At 72.3% G+C, this 14791-nt stretch carries 14 protein-coding genes; 9 read left to right on the top strand and 5 right to left on the bottom strand.

Going from position 1 to position 14791, the window contains the following annotated elements; all coding sequences use genetic code 11:
• Positions 1 to 299: 299 nt before the first annotated feature.
• From ACFQO7_RS31505 to ACFQO7_RS31490, 4 genes are all read right to left on the bottom strand, one after another.
• Positions 300 to 989: an alpha/beta fold hydrolase gene (locus tag ACFQO7_RS31505; protein ID WP_376809805.1), complete on the bottom strand. Its 690-nt coding sequence runs from the start codon at positions 987 to 989 to the stop codon at positions 300 to 302.
• 10 nt (positions 990 to 999) lie between these two features.
• Positions 1000 to 2106, bottom strand: coding sequence for an NYN domain-containing protein (locus ACFQO7_RS31500; protein WP_376809804.1), 1107 nt, complete (start codon positions 2104 to 2106; stop codon positions 1000 to 1002).
• A 93-nt stretch (positions 2107 to 2199) separates the two neighbouring features.
• Positions 2200 to 3510: an alpha/beta fold hydrolase gene (locus tag ACFQO7_RS31495; protein WP_376809803.1), complete on the bottom strand. Its 1311-nt coding sequence runs from the start codon at positions 3508 to 3510 to the stop codon at positions 2200 to 2202.
• A gap of 106 nt (positions 3511 to 3616) precedes the next feature.
• A complete protein-coding gene (locus ACFQO7_RS31490; protein ID WP_376809802.1) occupies positions 3617 to 4069 on the bottom strand; it encodes a MarR family winged helix-turn-helix transcriptional regulator in 453 nt (150 codons plus the stop codon).
• A 352-nt stretch (positions 4070 to 4421) separates the two neighbouring features.
• Between ACFQO7_RS31490 and ACFQO7_RS31485 the strand changes: the two genes are divergently transcribed.
• The 3 genes from ACFQO7_RS31485 (at position 4422) to ACFQO7_RS31475 (ending at position 7466) form a co-directional block, all read left to right on the top strand.
• Positions 4422 to 4895: a VOC family protein gene (locus ACFQO7_RS31485; protein WP_376809801.1), complete on the top strand. Its 474-nt coding sequence runs from the start codon at positions 4422 to 4424 to the stop codon at positions 4893 to 4895.
• A gap of 146 nt (positions 4896 to 5041) precedes the next feature.
• Positions 5042 to 6529 carry a dihydrolipoyl dehydrogenase family protein gene (locus ACFQO7_RS31480; RefSeq protein WP_376809800.1) on the top strand — a complete coding sequence of 496 codons (1488 nt, stop codon included), beginning with the start codon at positions 5042 to 5044 and terminating at the stop codon, positions 6527 to 6529.
• A gap of 4 nt (positions 6530 to 6533) precedes the next feature.
• Complete coding sequence (locus ACFQO7_RS31475; RefSeq protein WP_376809799.1) at positions 6534 to 7466, top strand: NmrA family NAD(P)-binding protein; 933 nt, start codon at positions 6534 to 6536, stop codon at positions 7464 to 7466.
• Between the two features lie 124 nt (positions 7467 to 7590).
• Here ACFQO7_RS31475 and ACFQO7_RS31470 read toward each other — a convergent pair whose 3' ends face one another.
• Positions 7591 to 7911 carry a hypothetical protein gene (locus tag ACFQO7_RS31470; RefSeq protein ID WP_376809798.1) on the bottom strand — a complete coding sequence of 107 codons (321 nt, stop codon included), beginning with the start codon at positions 7909 to 7911 and terminating at the stop codon, positions 7591 to 7593.
• Positions 7912 to 8228: 317 nt separating this feature from the next.
• Here ACFQO7_RS31470 and ACFQO7_RS31465 point away from each other — a divergent pair, with 317 nt between their 5' ends.
• Genes ACFQO7_RS31465 through ACFQO7_RS31440 form a run of 6 tightly spaced genes read left to right on the top strand, consistent with a single transcriptional unit; the run spans position 8229 to position 14775 of the window.
• Positions 8229 to 8852: a flavodoxin family protein gene (locus tag ACFQO7_RS31465; protein ID WP_376809797.1), complete on the top strand. Its 624-nt coding sequence runs from the start codon at positions 8229 to 8231 to the stop codon at positions 8850 to 8852.
• A 3-nt stretch (positions 8853 to 8855) separates the two neighbouring features.
• Entirely contained in the window at positions 8856 to 10085 is a 1230-nt protein-coding gene (locus ACFQO7_RS31460) for an MFS transporter (protein ID WP_376809796.1), read from the top strand.
• On the top strand, positions 10082 to 11302 hold the full coding sequence (locus tag ACFQO7_RS31455) for a glycosyltransferase (RefSeq protein ID WP_376809795.1): 1221 nt from the start codon (positions 10082 to 10084) through the stop codon (positions 11300 to 11302). The genes ACFQO7_RS31460 and ACFQO7_RS31455 overlap by 4 nt, the downstream gene beginning before the upstream one ends.
• A complete protein-coding gene (locus ACFQO7_RS31450) occupies positions 11289 to 12377 on the top strand; it encodes a hypothetical protein (RefSeq protein ID WP_376809794.1) in 1089 nt (362 codons plus the stop codon). The genes ACFQO7_RS31455 and ACFQO7_RS31450 overlap by 14 nt, the downstream gene beginning before the upstream one ends.
• Positions 12374 to 13774 carry a cytochrome P450 gene (locus tag ACFQO7_RS31445; protein ID WP_376809793.1) on the top strand — a complete coding sequence of 467 codons (1401 nt, stop codon included), beginning with the start codon at positions 12374 to 12376 and terminating at the stop codon, positions 13772 to 13774. Before ACFQO7_RS31450 ends, ACFQO7_RS31445 begins: the two co-directional genes overlap by 4 nt.
• Entirely contained in the window at positions 13768 to 14775 is a 1008-nt protein-coding gene (locus ACFQO7_RS31440) for a glycosyltransferase family 2 protein (RefSeq protein WP_376809792.1), read from the top strand. The genes ACFQO7_RS31445 and ACFQO7_RS31440 overlap by 7 nt, the downstream gene beginning before the upstream one ends.
• Positions 14776 to 14791: the final 16 nt, after the last annotated feature.

Here is a 14791-nt window from a genome sequence, read left to right as displayed (position 1 = left end):
GGGAAGCACTGCGGGGCTGTGTCGTTCACAGTACCGGACCGGTTTCGCGGCCCCCTAACCGGGGTCCGCCCCACTCCGGGCGGCCAAGCGATCCGGCCTCCACCCGGGCTCTTCAGCCCCGGTGTTTTTGTCCGTTCCTCGCTGGCAGAGAGAACATTACGCGGCCCGTCAGCCGGGATGCAAATCGGGGTCGGTTGTCCCCCGTCACATCATCACCGCCTACCGATCCCCGAATCCCCTTCACTTCGAACGGAGTGTCCGCCATCGCTCTGACCAGCAGATATACAGCCCAATGAGGCTTACGAGGACGATGGTCCGCACCGTTCGATGCGGTCGGCGAGCTCTATCGGGTGACTGAGCGTCGCCAGGTGGCCACCCGGCACCAGCTCCGCCTCCACCCCGAGCCGATCACGGGCGACCCGCTGCTGGAACTCTGCCGGGAACAGACGGTCGTCGCGCCCCGCGAGCACGCGGATCGGCACCGGCGGCCACACCGCGAACTCACACCGATCGCCGAACACCCGCTCCGACTGGTCCCGATCATGGCTGAGGGCGTACTCGGTGAGGTCGTCGGGAACGTCGTGAAAGAAGTCGGCGCGCTGATCGAACGCGGCGTCGGGATCCCTGCCCTCCCGGACGGCCTGGTCACGCTGGGCCGCGGACTGGCCGGTGACCTCTCCCCAGATCCCGAGCTGCTCCCCGGGCAGCGGGATCATCGCGTTGACGAAGACGATCGCAGACACCTGCCGCCGGGCAGCCACCATGGCGGCGGTGAACCCGCCCATGGACAGCGCGACCAGCACCGGCGCGGCTCGCTCCCCCACCGCCGCGTCGACCACCTCCGCGTACTCGCGCAAGCCGGCCTTCTCGTCGTCGGCGGGCAGGTCCACGTTGACGACGTCGTGGCCGCGCCGGGTGAGCTCGGCCTCGACGAGGTGCCAGTACCAGGCGTCGCCGCCCCCGCCGGGAATGAGCACGAAGGTCGTCATGTCCTGCACGTTATGCAGGAGCACCGACAGATCTCGACGGCACGGCGGTGAGCAGGTAGTCGTCGGTCTCGGGGTCCCAGCGGAGGTCGACGACCCCGGCGGTCGCCGCCGCCTTGCAGAACTGCAGGAAGCTCCGGTAGCCGAGCTTCTTCTCGCTGAAGTCCGGCTTCGCCCGGCGCAGGTGGTTCTTCAGACCGGACAGCGCGACCGGCCCCGCGTTCCGGCTCAGGTCGGCGACGACCGAGCCGAGCAGCCCGAACTCCGCCTCGGGACCGCCGGACTCGGGCAGCGAGACCTCCGGATCCCCCTTGGCGGGACCCTCCCCCAGCTCGACGACGTTGCGTTCGGCGAGATAGCGCAGCAGCTCCCCGAAGGTACGGAACCCGTAGTCGCCTTCGTTGAACGTCGGGTCCTTGCGCAGCAGGGTGCGCTTGAGCGTCGACGCGGTGACCGCACCGCCGGAGCTGCCCTGGAGCCCGGCGACGGTCTGCGCGACGAGCACCGCGAGGGTGTCGACGTCACGGGGAGCCTCCTCCGCCGCCACCGGGAGTTCGATCTCCTGCTCGACCGGCTGCGGTGCGGTCTCCTGAGGCTTGGCCGGCGCGGGCGTCCGGCCGGGCCGGGTGCGCGCGGGCCTGATCTCGACGCCTTCGAGCCGGTCGTAGTAGAGGAACTCGTCGCAGGCCGGTGGCAGCAGCGCCGAGGTCGACTGCTCGACGCCGACGCCGATGACGCGTTTGTTGAGTTCGCGCAGCTTGTGCACCAGTGGCGTGAAGTCGCTGTCGCCGGTGCCGAACACGAACGTGGAGATGTAGTCGCGCTCGAAGGCCAGCTGCAGGGCGTCGACGGCCATCTTGATGTCGGCGGCGTTCTTGCGGGAGGCGCCCATACGCTGCGGGATGTCGATCAGCTCCACGTGCGACCTGGTCAGCAACCTGCGGTCGGCGTCGAAGTACGACCAGTCGGCGTACGCCCGGCGTACCACGACCCGCCCGCGTTCGGCGAGCGCGTCGGCGATGGGCCGCAGGTCGAAGGTCATCCCGCCGAGGTGATCACGGGCACCGATCGCCAGATTCTCGTAGTCCAGGAACAGGGCAATGCGATCCTCTTGATCCACGCCGATCAGCGTACGCCCTGCGGCGCGTACCACCGAGGACTTGCTTCGTGGATTGCCTCCGGGGAGCGCCGCGGCGCTCCCCGGAGGTGCTCGTCAGAGGTCGAGGGCATTGAGGGTGATGCGGTCGGTGTGCGACGGCCAGTTCGGCACGGTGAACCGCTGGGTGCCGCCGCCCGCCCGGGACTGGATGGTCACGGTGACGGTGCCGGAGGCGTCGGCGGCGGCGGGGATGTAGACGTCGGCGGCGGTGATGAACACCTCGTCGAAGTCGGGGATGGCGGCGCTCAGGTCGGTGCGCTGGTCGACGCGCTGGTCGTGGGCGAACAGGCCGATGGCGCGCTTATCACGCGGTGCGGTGACCGCGTTGAGGATCTCGACGCCGTCGACGGTGAGGTGGTCGCTGCCCGTGCCCTGGTCGCCCCACCATTCCTTGTATCGGGTGAGCGACAGCGCGCTGTGCCGGGGATCGACGGGCACCCGGCTGCTGATGCCCTCGCCGGGCCGGTTGGTGAGCAGGCGCAGCAGCCGGTCGGTGCGCTGGAACGGCTGGAAGTAGTGGTGTTGCACGTGGCCCGCGCTGTGCACGATCGCGAATTCGTAGCGGGCCTGCGGCGCGGCGGTGATCGGGCCGAACCCGCCGTCGGCGGCAATGGTGGCCTGGGCGAAGGGCTGGGAGGTCAGGCGGCGGCCGGTGGCGGCGTCGATCTCGTACACGTCGACGCGTGCCCCGGTCGCGGCGGCGTTCGAGGGGAACAGCACGGTCTTGCCGGTGAGGGTGATCGGGCCGGTCTCGGCGGCGACCGCGGTGGTGGCCGGGTCGTTTCCGGTGAGGAAGCGGTGCATCTGCACGAAGCTCTGGGTCGAGGTGACCGTCTGGGTGTGGGACTGGTCGCTCTGGTACACGTTGGTGGCGCCCCAGATGCGCCTGCTGGTGGAGCCTTCGCCCCAGATGGCGAGGGTCGGCACGCCGCCGGGGCGGCTCAGCGCGGTCGCGCCGTCGAGGTTGACGTAGTGGGCGACCTTCGCCGCCCGGGACCGGGTGCGCAGGAAGCTGTGGCTCAGGAACGTGCCGAGCGAGTGCGCGACCAGGTCGACCTTGTCCGCTCCGGTCTGCCGGCGCAGCTGGTCGATCCGCTGTTCCAGGCGGTTCAGCACGGCGCTGCTGCTCTCCGCGCCGAACGAGTAGTCGTAGTCGATGCCGTCGATGACCTCGACCGGGTAGCCGTTGCTCGCGAATCGTTTGGCCTGGGTCTCGAACTGTGCCGCGGACCCGGCCGCCCCGTGCAGGAACACGATGGGACGCGGGGCAGCGGCGGCGGGGGCGGGCGCGGCCGCGAAACCCGCGGCGGCCGGTACGGCGGTCAGCGCGAGCGCGGCGGTGACGGCCAGCAGAATGGTGCGCATCGGATCCGTACTCCATTCTCATCAATGGATATAGGGAGGTCCGATGCTATGGCCGCGGCGGCACCGGGCGAGTCGGCAAAATCGCCAGCCGTCTGCCGGTCAGACGTCACTCGGCCCAGGGGTCGAAGCCGGTGTCCAGGACGCCCACCAGGCAGGCACGCAGCCGGGCCGCCTCGCCCGGCCCGAACCTCTCCTCGAACCGGGCCTGCACGTCCTGCCACAGCGGGAGTGCCGCCTTCATCCGGGACAGACCGTCCGGCGTGAGCGTGACGGTCCGGGCGCGGCGGTCGCTGGCCGACTGCTCGACGGTGACGAGGCCCTGCCGGGCGAGGGGTTTGAGGTTGGACGCCATCGTCGTGCGGTCCATGGCGATGGCGTCGGCGAGGCCACCGATGGTCATCTCGCCGTGTGCGCTGAGCTTCTGCAGGATGCTGAACTGCGTCGCACGCAGGCCGGACGGCGCCAGCGCCTTGTCGTAGGTCGCCCCGAGATACCTGGCCGCCTTGCGCAGCGCCAGGTTGTTGCACCCGTCCGTCGGGTCGCCGCCCGCTGTGGTCACCGTCTCCCCCTGCCCGTCTACCCCACCAAGAATACGAGTAGATGCTCGCATCTGCGAGCACCAGCACGTAGCGGCGCCTGCCAGCCGGGCCGTCGAGCACTTCGGCTGCCTTGCCGACGACAGATAGGAGCATATGCTCGTATCGTTCGACCGCACGCCCCAGCCCTTACAGAGTCATGACCAGCAGGCGCATCTGGTGGTCACAGCCCGGACGGGCAGCGGACGATGAGACAGGCGACGGGCGTGCCCTCCCCGAGAGGGGAACACCAGGTGGCCACCGGCGGTTGAAGCCGCTGCGGCCAGAAATAGTAGACCGGTCGACTTATCGACCGGTGGAGAAAAGGACAACCTCATGGACCTCAAGCTCGAACTCATCGTGCTGCCCGTATCGGACGTGGATCGGGCCAAGGCCTTCTACGAGTCGGCCGGCTTCCGCCTGGACCTGGACAAGGCCGCCAACGAGCAGTGGCGTGCGGTCCACCTGACCCCGCCGGGGTCCGAAGCCTCGATCATGTTCGGCACCGGGCTCACGGCCGCCGCCCCGGGCTCCGTCCAGGGCCTCTACCTCATCGTGCCCGACATCGAGCAGGCCCGCGCCGAGCTGGTCAGCCGCGGGGTCGCCGTGAGCGAGGTGTTCCACGACGCCAACGCGCTGGTGTACCACGGCCACGGCGGCGGGGACATCACCCACGACGGCCCCGGCCAGGGACGCGTCGCCGGCAGGCACCCCGAGCGCGCCGACTACGGCTCCTTCGCCACCTTCAGCGACCCCGACGGCAACGGCTGGGTGCTGCAGGAGGTCAGGAAACGCGCCCCCGGCCGCTGACATCGCACGCCGCCGGCGCCGGGCCCCTCGGTGGAACCTCGCCCAGCGGCCCGGCCGGGCGCGTCGGCCCCGTAGCGGCCCGCCGCGCTCCGCGATGATCGGCAGAGCGGAAGACGACGGCATTCGATCCGACCACAGGAGAAGCAGTGAGCGAAGCAGCGACCCACGAGGCGACCCGGACCTACGACGTGATCGTCATCGGGGCGGGCCCCGTCGGCGAGAACGTGGCCGACCGGACCAGCGCGGCCGGGCTGAGCACCGTCATCATCGAGCGCGAGCTGCTCGGCGGTGAATGCTCGTTCTGGGCCTGCGAGCCCAGCAAGGCGCTGCTGCGGCCGGTGATCGCGCGCGCCGACGCCCGCCGGGTGCCGGGGCTACGCCAGGCCGTCGGGCCGCTGGACGTGCCCGCGGTGCTCGCCCACCGCGACGACCTGGCCAACCACTGGCACGACGAGGACCAGGTCGGGTGGCTGAACTCGGTCGACGTCGACCTCATCCGCGGCCACGGCCGACTCGACGGCCCCCGCCAGGTCACCGTGCATACCCCGGACGGCGGGACGGTCCGGCTGACCGCGCGGCACGCCGTGGCGGTCTGCACCGGCACGAGCGCGGCCCTGCCCGACACCCCCGGTCTCGACCTCGCCCGCCCGTGGACCAGCCGTGAGGCGACCAGCGCCGGCGAGGTGCCCGGCCGGCTCGTCATCGTCGGCGGTGGCGTGGTCGCCGTCGAGATGGCCGCCGCCTGGCAGGCGCTCGGCTCCCAGGTGACCATGCTGGTACGCGGCGAGCTGCTGTCGAAGATGGAGCCGTTCGCCGGGGAGCTGGTCGCCGACGGGCTGCGCGAGGCAGGGGTCGACATCCGGTTCGGCGCGACCGTGGCGACGGTGCACCGGGAAGGCCGCGAAGCCCGGATGACGCTGGCCGACGGCACGCAGCTGGCGGCCGACGAGATCCTGTACGCCACCGGGCGCAGCCCGCGGACCGGCGACGTCGGCCTGGACACCGTCGGCCTGGCGCCCGGCGACTGGCTGACCGTGGACGACACCGGCCAGGTCACCGCCATCGCCGAAGGCTGGCTCTATGCCGCCGGTGACGTCAACCACCGGGCGCTGCTGACCCACCAGGGCAAGTACCAGGCCCGGATGATCGGGGCCGCGATCGGCGCCCGCGCCAACGGCGAGCCGGTCGACGACACCCGCTGGGGTGCGCACGTGTCGACGGCGGACCACACGGCGGTGCCGCAGGTCGTGTTCACCGACCCCGAGGTCGCCTCGGTCGGCCTGACCACCCGCGACGTGGCCGACAGCGGCCGCCGGATCGAGGTCGTGGACTACGACATCGCCCGGGTCGCGGGCGCGCACCAGTTCGCCGAGGGCTACCGGGGGCAGGCCCGCCTGCTGATCGACCTGGACCGCGGCACGGTCGCCGGGGCCACCTTCGTCGGGCCGGGGGTCGGGGAGCTGCTGTACTCGGCGACCGTCGCCGTGACCGGCGAGGTCCCGCTGGAGCGGCTCTGGCACGCGGTGCCCGCCTTCCCGACCATCAGCGAGGTCTGGCTGCGCCTGCTGGAGACCTACCGCGACCGTCACCAGCCCCGGCGCAAGCCGGCCACGCACAGTTCACCGAAGGAGTAGACCCATGGCAGCCAGTGACCTGGTGCTCATCGCCGGCGCAGGGGGCGTGGGCAGCGCCGTCCTCGACAAACTGCGGGCGCAGGACGTGCCGGTGCGGGCGATGGTGCGCCGCGACGGCGAGCACGCCGACATGCTGCGCGCCCGCGGCGCGGAGGTGGTCCTCGGCGACCTGACCCGGCCGGAGACCGTGGCGGCCGCGCTGCGCGACGTCGGGCGGATGTACTTCGCGATGCCCGTGTCGACCGACCACCTGCTGGCGGCGACCGTGACGGCCAGCGTGGCCCGGGAGTACGGGCAGCTGTCGGCGCTGGTCGACATGTCCCAGATGACGGTGTCACAGATGACCGCGACCAGCACCGCCGAGTCCCACCAGCAGCGGCTGCACTGGCTCGCCGAGCAGGTCTTCGACTGGTCGGGTCTGCCGATGGTGCACCTGCGGCCGACCTCGTTCCTGGACAACCCGCTGTTCACGACGCTGGCGGCGGCGACGATCCGCAAGGACGGCACCATCGCGCTGCCGTTCGGCGCCGGCCGCACCTCGCCGATCGCCGTCGACGACGTCGCCCGGGTCGCCGCGACCGTGCTTCGCGACCCGGCCCCGCACGTCGGGCACGTGTACGAGCTCACCGGACCGCGCACCGTCGACATGACGGAGCTGGCGCGGGAGTTCTCCCGCGCGCTCGGCCGCGAGATCGCGTACGTGGACCTGCCCCTGGACCGGTGGCGCACCGAGGTGCTGGCCAAGGCGGGCCTGCCGCCGCACACCGAGCAGCACATCGCCACCATGGCCCGGCTGCACCACGAGAACCGCTACGACCGCACGTCCGCCGACGTCGAACGGGTCACCGGCTCGCCCGCGCAGTCGATCGAGTCGTTCGTGGCCGCCCGCAAGGACTTCTACCTGGGCGGAGCGAACCCGCCGGGCGATGCCGGCTGAATCACACGGAACGGAGAAGCACGATGCGTATTCCCAAACCCCTCATGGTGCTGTCGATGGCGATGCTGTCCCTGGTCGTCGCCGTGGGCTGCTTCGCTCAGGTCTACTGAGCACCGGCGCGACGTCACGACCGGGCCTGTCCGGCCCGGCGTGAGGTCGCCGCCGCGCAGTCCGGGGCGCGGCAGTCGCGGCGGTCCCGGTGGATGCGGAAGTCGTTGACGCTCATCCGCACGATGCTCACGGCCGGGCGGGCCGGGCCACGCCGCCAGTACGCCAGCTCGTTGTGCGCGGCCCGCACCGCCTCGGCCTCGGTCGAGCGCGGCGCCACGAAATCGTGGGTATGCCAGTCCGGCCAGTCCCGGCGCACCGCGAAGATCACCGCCGCATTCGGGACACGCCGCCGCGCCAGGCCGAACCAGCCGACTCCCACCCACACACCGCCCATGTCCGACACCCGCCATCCGTACGCGCCGCCCGATGCGGGACGCCGCCCTCAGTCAGCGTGGCAGTGAAGCAATGGTCACCGACCGTTACGTCAATGATCTGTCCTCGGCCGGGTGACCCGGTTGCGCCCGTCTGACCACGCCCGCTATACGGCCGGGTCCACGCCTTGAGACATGCACATGCGTGCCGTCGATCACGCTCCCACGGGGCCACTAGACTCCTCATTGGACCGAATCAGGTCGGCGGCCGGGGGGACGACGCCCGATCACGCGACGATGCGTACGCCGTTGGGCATCCCGCACGAGTGATCGGGTGAACATGAAGATTCTGGCGATCAACGGATCCGAGCGCAGCAGGGGATCGACCTGGCAGGCCGCGCAGGAGGTCGCCGCCCACGCCGAGCAGCGCGGCTGCCAGACCGAGATCATCAACCTGGCCGAGCAACGGGTGCTCGCATGCGACTGCGGAACCTGCAACTCCCGGTCCGACCCCTGCCCGGTCGACGACAGCGTCGGCGAGGTGGTCGCCGCGATGATCGAAGCCGACGCGGTCGTCTTCGCCGCCCCGGTGCACGGGTTCGGGCTGTCCTCGCTCATGCAGACCTTCATCGAGCGCGCCGGGGTCGGCCACCTGCGGTTCACCCGGCCGCTGACCAACACCATCGGCGCGGCGATCGTCGTCGGCCGCCGCTACGGCCACCTCGACGTGCACGCCCAGCTCCTGCACAACCTGCTGCTCAACCGCTTCATCCTGGTCGGCAGCGGCTTCCCGGTGACCATCCACTCCGGCGGCGAGCAGGGCATCCTGTCCGACACCGAGGGCATGGACGCGCTGCGCAGCACCGTGGACCGGATCATCGACGTCGGCACCGCGCTGATCGCGTCCGGGACCAGGCTGCCGCGGCCCGAAGAGGTCGAGCGGCGCATCGGAAGGACCTCCTGACCCGTGACCGTGATCGCCAAGGCGGACTCCCCCGCCCGCAGCGGGCTCGGCCTGCTCGTCGCCGGTAAGTTCGCCTCCACGGTGGCGTACTCGATCCTGTGGGTGCTGCTGCCGCTGTATGTCTACCGGTCCAGCGGGTCCGCGCTCGCCGCCGCGCTGGCCTCGGCCGTCAACGTGCTGCCGTTCCTGCTGTTCGGGCTGTTCGCCGGGGCGGTCGTCGACCGGTCCTCGCCGACCAGGGTCATGGTGTGGATGGAGACCGCCAACGCCGCCGTCCTGCTGTGCGTGCCGCTGCTGGCCGGCACGGTCGGCACGCACCCCGCGGCGCTGATCCTGGTCGGCTTCGCCTCCGCCACCGTGTACGTGTGGTTCGAGGTGGCCAGTTCGGCGGCCATCCCGGCGGTGGTCGGCAAGGACGGGGTGTTCCGCGCCAACAGCTACCTGTGGATGGCCGGCACGGTCGTCACGTCCGTCGCCGCGCCGGTCGGCTTCTTCCTGCTCGACGCGTTGCGGCTCGGCCCGACGTTCGCCGTGCTGGCCGGGTTCTACCTGCTGTCGGCGGTGCTGATCGCGCTGCTGCGGCTGCCGGACGCCGCCGCGCCCGAGCCCGGCCGGGCGCGGGAGCGCGGCGCGGTCTGGGCGGGCCTGCGGTTCATCGGCGGGCAGCCGCTGCTGCGCGCGTACACGATCGTCAACGTCGGCGTCGGGATCAGCGCCGGCGCGGTGTACGGGATGCTCGTGGTGTTCGCCTCCCGGGCGCTGGGCCTGCCCACCGACGACTACCGGACGGCCTGGATCATGACCGCGTGCGGGGCCGGCGCGCTGCTCGGCGCGCTCGCGGCACGGCGGCTCAAGACCGCACCGCCGGTTCCCGCCGCCCGCTGGCTGATCGGCGCGGACCTGGTGCTGCTGCTGGCGTACGCCGCCGCGCCGAACTGGGCCGTCGCGCTCGCCGCCCTGCTGTGCTGGAACACCGTGCACACCTGCTTCATGGTCGTCGGCATCTCGGTGCGGCAGGTGATCACCCCACTGCACCTGCAGGGCCGGGTCAACGCCGTCGGCCGGATGATCGCCTGGGGCTCGGTGCCGCTGGGCACGCTGCTCTGCGGCTGGCTCACCGAGGCCCTCGGGCCGCGCCAGGCGCTGGCGCTGCTGGCCGTCTGCGCCCTGGCCGGACTGGTCGTCGCCCTGCGCACCCCGCGCACGCTCACCCTGGAGGAAGCCGCCCGATGACCACCCGGACCCCGCTGCGGGTGCTGTTCGTGGCGTTCAGCCGCTCCAGCCTCGGCCACATCGCACGGATGCGCACCGCCGCGCAGCGCTTCCAGCTCACCGGCCACCAGGTCGCCGTCGCCGCCCACGAGGAGGTCCGCCCGCTCGTCGAACGGGCCGGGCTGCCCTGGATCGGCATCGACGAGATCGGGCCCGCGCCCGCCTGGCGCGGCATGAACGACGTCGCCGAGCTGCGCGCGTTCGCCCGCACCCGGCTGGCCAGTCCCGCCTACGTCGAGACCTGCCTGGCCGACGAGCTGCGCGTGATCGACGACTTCGGACCCGACATCGTGGTCAGCGACATGCGCAACACCGCGTCGGTGGCCGCCGCGATGCGCGGGCTGCCGAGCGTCACCTGCCACAACCTACGGCTGTTCCGCCATCCGATGCACGCCGTGCTGCCCGAGGTGCTGATCACCCTCGACCAGCTCGGCATCGCCGGCGCGCACACCGGCAAGGTGCTCGGGGACGCGATGCTGGTGCCGGACCTGGCGCTGCTCGACCCGCTGTCCGACGTGCCCGCCGAGACGATGGGCCTGGTCACCAGCCTGGTCGCCGAGATCCGCCACATCGGAGCCCTGGTCCCGCCCGAGCTGGTCGAAGCGCCGGAACGCGGCGAGCGCGCGCCGCTGCTCAACATCACCCTCGGCGGCAGCGGCGCCGGAGACGCGGACCTGCTCCGGGTGGTCGCCGCCGCCCGCGGGCTCGGCGTGCCGATGGCGGTCACGCTGGGCGCCGAAGGCCCCGGCAGCGACGCCCTCGCCGCGCGGGTGCGGGCCGCGGCCGCAGACGCCGTGGTCGACATCGCGGGGCTGCGCCACGACGCCGTCGACCTGATGGCCCGCGCCAGCGCGGCCGTCGTGCACGGCGGCCACACCTCCATGATCGAAGGCCTGCTGTCCGCGACGCCGCTGGTGTTCGTGCCGCACTCGGCCGAGCAGCGCGGCAACGCCGGCCGCGTCAGCGACCTGGGCCTCGGTGTGGTCGTCGCACCGGACGATCCCGCGGAGGCCGTCGCCGAGAAGATCAGGTCGATGCTTGCCCCGGCGGACCGCTCGGCGCACACCGTGTTCGCGGACACGCTGCGGGCCGCCGACGGCGCGCAGGCGATGATCGAGCACGTGGAGCGCGCCGTCGCCCTGCACCGGATCACCAGGAGCGGCCATGCCGCACAGTGACGTCCGGCTGTCGACCGTGATCATGACGCATCCGGCGCGGGCCGACCGCGCCCGCGCGCTCGCCGACGAACTCGCCGGGCTGACTCCCGCGCTGGTCGTCGACACGGGCGGGCCGGGCGGCGGCAACCTCGGCAACGCCGTACGGGCCTGGGCCGCGGTCGGTGACGACGCGACCCACCACCTGGTGCTGCAGGACGACGTCATCCCCTGCGACGGGTTCGCCGAGCAGCTGCACCGGGCCGTGCGGGCCCGGCCCGACGACGCGGTCAGCCTGTTCTGCGAGTGGGGTTCGCGCACCGCCGGCCTGGTCCGCGCCGCCGCCTGGCAGGGCTGGTCGTGGGCGCGGGCCGTCGACGTGTACACCCCGTCCCAGGGCCTCGTGCTGCCCCGGCAGGCGGCGCTCGACTTCGCCGCGAGCGTCACCGACCCGACCGGCGCGGACGACCTCGCCCTGTCGGCGCACCTGCGCGCCACCGGGCGGCGCACCCTGGTCACCGTGCCGCACCTGGTGGAGCACGACGACCACCTCAGCCTGACCGGCAACGGCTTCCAGGGACTGCGCCACGCCACCTGCCCCGCCGACGGCGACACACCCGTCGACTTCGCCACCCCGGTGGCGGGCGACGGCCTGACCTGGGTGCCGTGGGCGTCCTGGATGCGGGTGCACGCCGAGTGGTTCTACTGCGGCGACGAGGGCGAGCTGGCCTGGCTCGGCGAGTTCGCGGACACCAGGCTGCCCGGCGGGTTGCGCAAGGCCGACCTGTCCGGGCGCTTCTACGCCGATCTGGCCGCCGAGCCGGCGCTGACCGGCGCGGTCAGCGAGCTGACCCTGTTCGAGTACTGGACGACCTGCTTCATGCTCGGGCTGGTCATGCCGGACCCGGTGCACGCCGAGCCCGGACCGCTGGCCGAGCGGGCGTTCGCGACCGCGTTCCCCGGGCTGTTCCGCCGCTACCTGCCGATGACGACCGTGTCGGCCCTGCGGGGCCCGGCCGGGCGCTTCGCCGCGACGGCGTTCCGGCACGGCGGGCAGGCGGGCCTCGAACGGCCCCATGCCGGCTGGTACGCCGGATGAGCCCGGTCCCGGGCCCGCCGCCGCGGCGCTGGACGGGTCGGCGCGGCAACGCCCACGCCTACGCCGCCGACCCGGTCGCCTACACCGCGCGCCTGCACCACGAGTTCGGCCCGGTCAGCGGCCTGGTGCACGGCGACGGCCGGCAGGTGTTCGCCTTCGGAGCCGAGCACAACCGCACGGTGCTGACCGGCGGCGACGTGTTCCACACGGTGCTGGAGTACGCGATCCCGGCCCGGATCCGGCGGGCGCGCCGAGGCATCGGGCTGCTCAACATGAACGGCCCCGACCACCGCGCGGCCCGGCACACCGTGACGCCGTCTTTCCGGCCCCAGGCGATGGGCCGCCACGCCGAGGTCATCGCCCGGCTCGCCGCGCAGGAGGTCGACTCCTGGGTCCCGGGGCAGGCGTTCGACCTGACCGCGAGCATGCGCCGGCTCACCCTGCGGATCGCCTGCCAGTGCTTCTTCGGCGTCGACATCGCCCGTGACGCCGACTCGATCGGCCGCCTGGTGCAGCAGATGCTGGCCCTGCGCTACTTCGCCACGTCGATCCGCTACTTCCCGTTCGACCTGCCCGGCACGCCGTACCGGCGGCTGCTGTCGGTCATCCGGCGGCTGGACGACGCCCTGGCGTCCATCGTGGACGCTCGGCGGTCCGGTGGCGAGCAGCCCGACCTGCTGCAGTCGCTGCTGGCCGACCGCGACGAAAGCGGCCGGGGCCTGTCCGACGACCAGCTCGTCGGGCAGCTCACCACACTGCTGGTGGCCGGGCACGAGACGTCGTCCAGCACCCTGTCCTGGGCGCTGATCCTGCTCTCGCAGCACCGTCCCGACCTCGACGAGGCGCTCGACGACACCGCCGGGCGCACACCGCAGGAGCACGCCGCGTCCACGGTGCTCGACCGCATCCTCAAGGAGACGCTGCGGCTGCTGCCGCCCGGCCCGAACACCGCTCGGATCACGGTCGCGCCGACCATGCTCGGCGAGCACGAGATCCCCGCCTGGTGCCAGGTCGTGACCAGCAAGTACGTCACCCACCGCGACCCCGCCCGGTTCCCCGAGCCGCTGCGTTTCCAGCCCGAGCGCTGGGAGGCGGCGAGCCCGACGCGGTACGAGTACCTGCCCTACGGCGCCGGGCCGCACGTGTGCATCGGCGCGGCCTTCGCCGACCTGGAGATGAAGCTCGTGCTCGGCGCGATTCTCAGCCGCTACGTGCTGGTCCCCGTGCCCGGCAACCCGATCTCCCGCGAGGTCGGGCTGCTGATGTCGCCGAAGGGGCCGGTGCCCGTGGTCGCGCATCCCCGCTCCGCGGTGCCGTCGCGCCTGCCGCGGGTCGAGGGCGATCTGAACGAGATGGTGGACATGTACGGCGACGAGCGGTGGAGGCTTGGATGGTAGAACGGCTCCCGGTCAGCCTGGTGATGGCGACCTGCGACAAGCGCGAGTATCTGGCGCTCACCCTGGAGTCGCTGCTCGCGCAGACCCACCCCGGATTCGAGGTCGTGCTCTGCGACGACGGCACCGCCGGCGGCGTCGAGGACGTCGTCGCGCCGTTCCTCGACCGGCTCGACATCCGGCTGGTCAGCCAGGAGAACCGGGGCCGGGCCGCCGCCCGCAACACCGCGCTGGCCCATGCCGACGGCGAGCTGATCGTCTTCCTGGACGACGACCGGATGGCCGCGCCCGAGTTCGTCGCCGAGCACGTCGCGGCGGCACGGCAGGGCCGCGACGGCGTCATCGGCTGGAAACGCCGGGCGCTGACCTGGTGGCGGCCCGGCCTCCTGCCGCTCGGCGAGCAGGACCTGCTGACCCTGGTCGCCCGGGTCGGCGGCGTCGAGAAGCTGGCCGAGCCGATCCACTTCCTCGCGCCGGGCGAGCTGGCCGCCGACCCGGCCGCCGCGTTCGACCGCACCGGCCTGGGCGACGAGCCCGACAACTACCACGCGATCGTCGGGGCCTACGGCCCCGAGCTGGCCGACTTCCGGTTCGGCTGGGCCCTGGCCACGACCGCGAACCTGTCGGTACGCCGAGACGCGGTCAAGGAGGTCGGCGGCTTCGACGAGTCCTTCACCGGCTGGGGGCTGGAGGACACCGACCTGAGCTACCGGCTGCACCGGGCGGGCGTCACGTTCTCGGTGAGCACCACGGCGATCAACTACCACCAGGTGCACCCGCTGGCCGACCCGAACCCGGCGGTCGCGTTGCGCGTCATGCGCGCCCAGCTGATGCGCAACCTGGACCACTTCTGCCGCAGGCACCAGGCCCTCGACGCGAGCCTGTTCCGTCGGCGCTGGGAGCACGCGATGACGCTGGCCGAAGCCGACCGGCTGCTCAAGCTCGTCGAGCAGAGCCCGCCGCTGCTGCGCCGCGAGCTGGAGGCCCTGTACGCCGACCGCTGACCACGTGGCCGGCGTA

It is taken from the genome of Catellatospora aurea (assembly GCF_042663325.1).
Lineage (GTDB): Bacteria > Actinomycetota > Actinomycetes > Mycobacteriales > Micromonosporaceae > Catellatospora > Catellatospora aurea.
Note: the sequence above shows the minus strand (reverse complement) of the source record. Positions and strands in the feature narration are given on the sequence as shown.

Excerpts from the sequence above, each read along its gene's own strand:
- ACFQO7_RS31440 (WP_376809792.1), top strand. The coding sequence starts at position 13,768 with ATGGTAGAACGGCTCCCGGTCAGCCTGGTGATGGCGACCTGCGACAAG.
- ACFQO7_RS31455 (WP_376809795.1), top strand. The coding sequence starts at position 10,082 with ATGACCACCCGGACCCCGCTGCGGGTGCTGTTCGTGGCGTTCAGCCGC.
- ACFQO7_RS31495 (WP_376809803.1), bottom strand. The coding sequence starts at position 3,510 with ATGCGCACCATTCTGCTGGCCGTCACCGCCGCGCTCGCGCTGACCGCC.
- ACFQO7_RS31470 (WP_376809798.1), bottom strand. The coding sequence starts at position 7,911 with ATGGGCGGTGTGTGGGTGGGAGTCGGCTGGTTCGGCCTGGCGCGGCGG.
- ACFQO7_RS31450 (WP_376809794.1), top strand. The coding sequence starts at position 11,289 with ATGCCGCACAGTGACGTCCGGCTGTCGACCGTGATCATGACGCATCCG.
- ACFQO7_RS31445 (WP_376809793.1), top strand. The coding sequence starts at position 12,374 with ATGAGCCCGGTCCCGGGCCCGCCGCCGCGGCGCTGGACGGGTCGGCGC.
- ACFQO7_RS31485 (WP_376809801.1), top strand. The coding sequence starts at position 4,422 with ATGGACCTCAAGCTCGAACTCATCGTGCTGCCCGTATCGGACGTGGAT.
- ACFQO7_RS31505 (WP_376809805.1), bottom strand. The coding sequence starts at position 989 with ATGACGACCTTCGTGCTCATTCCCGGCGGGGGCGGCGACGCCTGGTAC.
- ACFQO7_RS31465 (WP_376809797.1), top strand. The coding sequence starts at position 8,229 with ATGAAGATTCTGGCGATCAACGGATCCGAGCGCAGCAGGGGATCGACC.
- ACFQO7_RS31475 (WP_376809799.1), top strand. The coding sequence starts at position 6,534 with ATGGCAGCCAGTGACCTGGTGCTCATCGCCGGCGCAGGGGGCGTGGGC.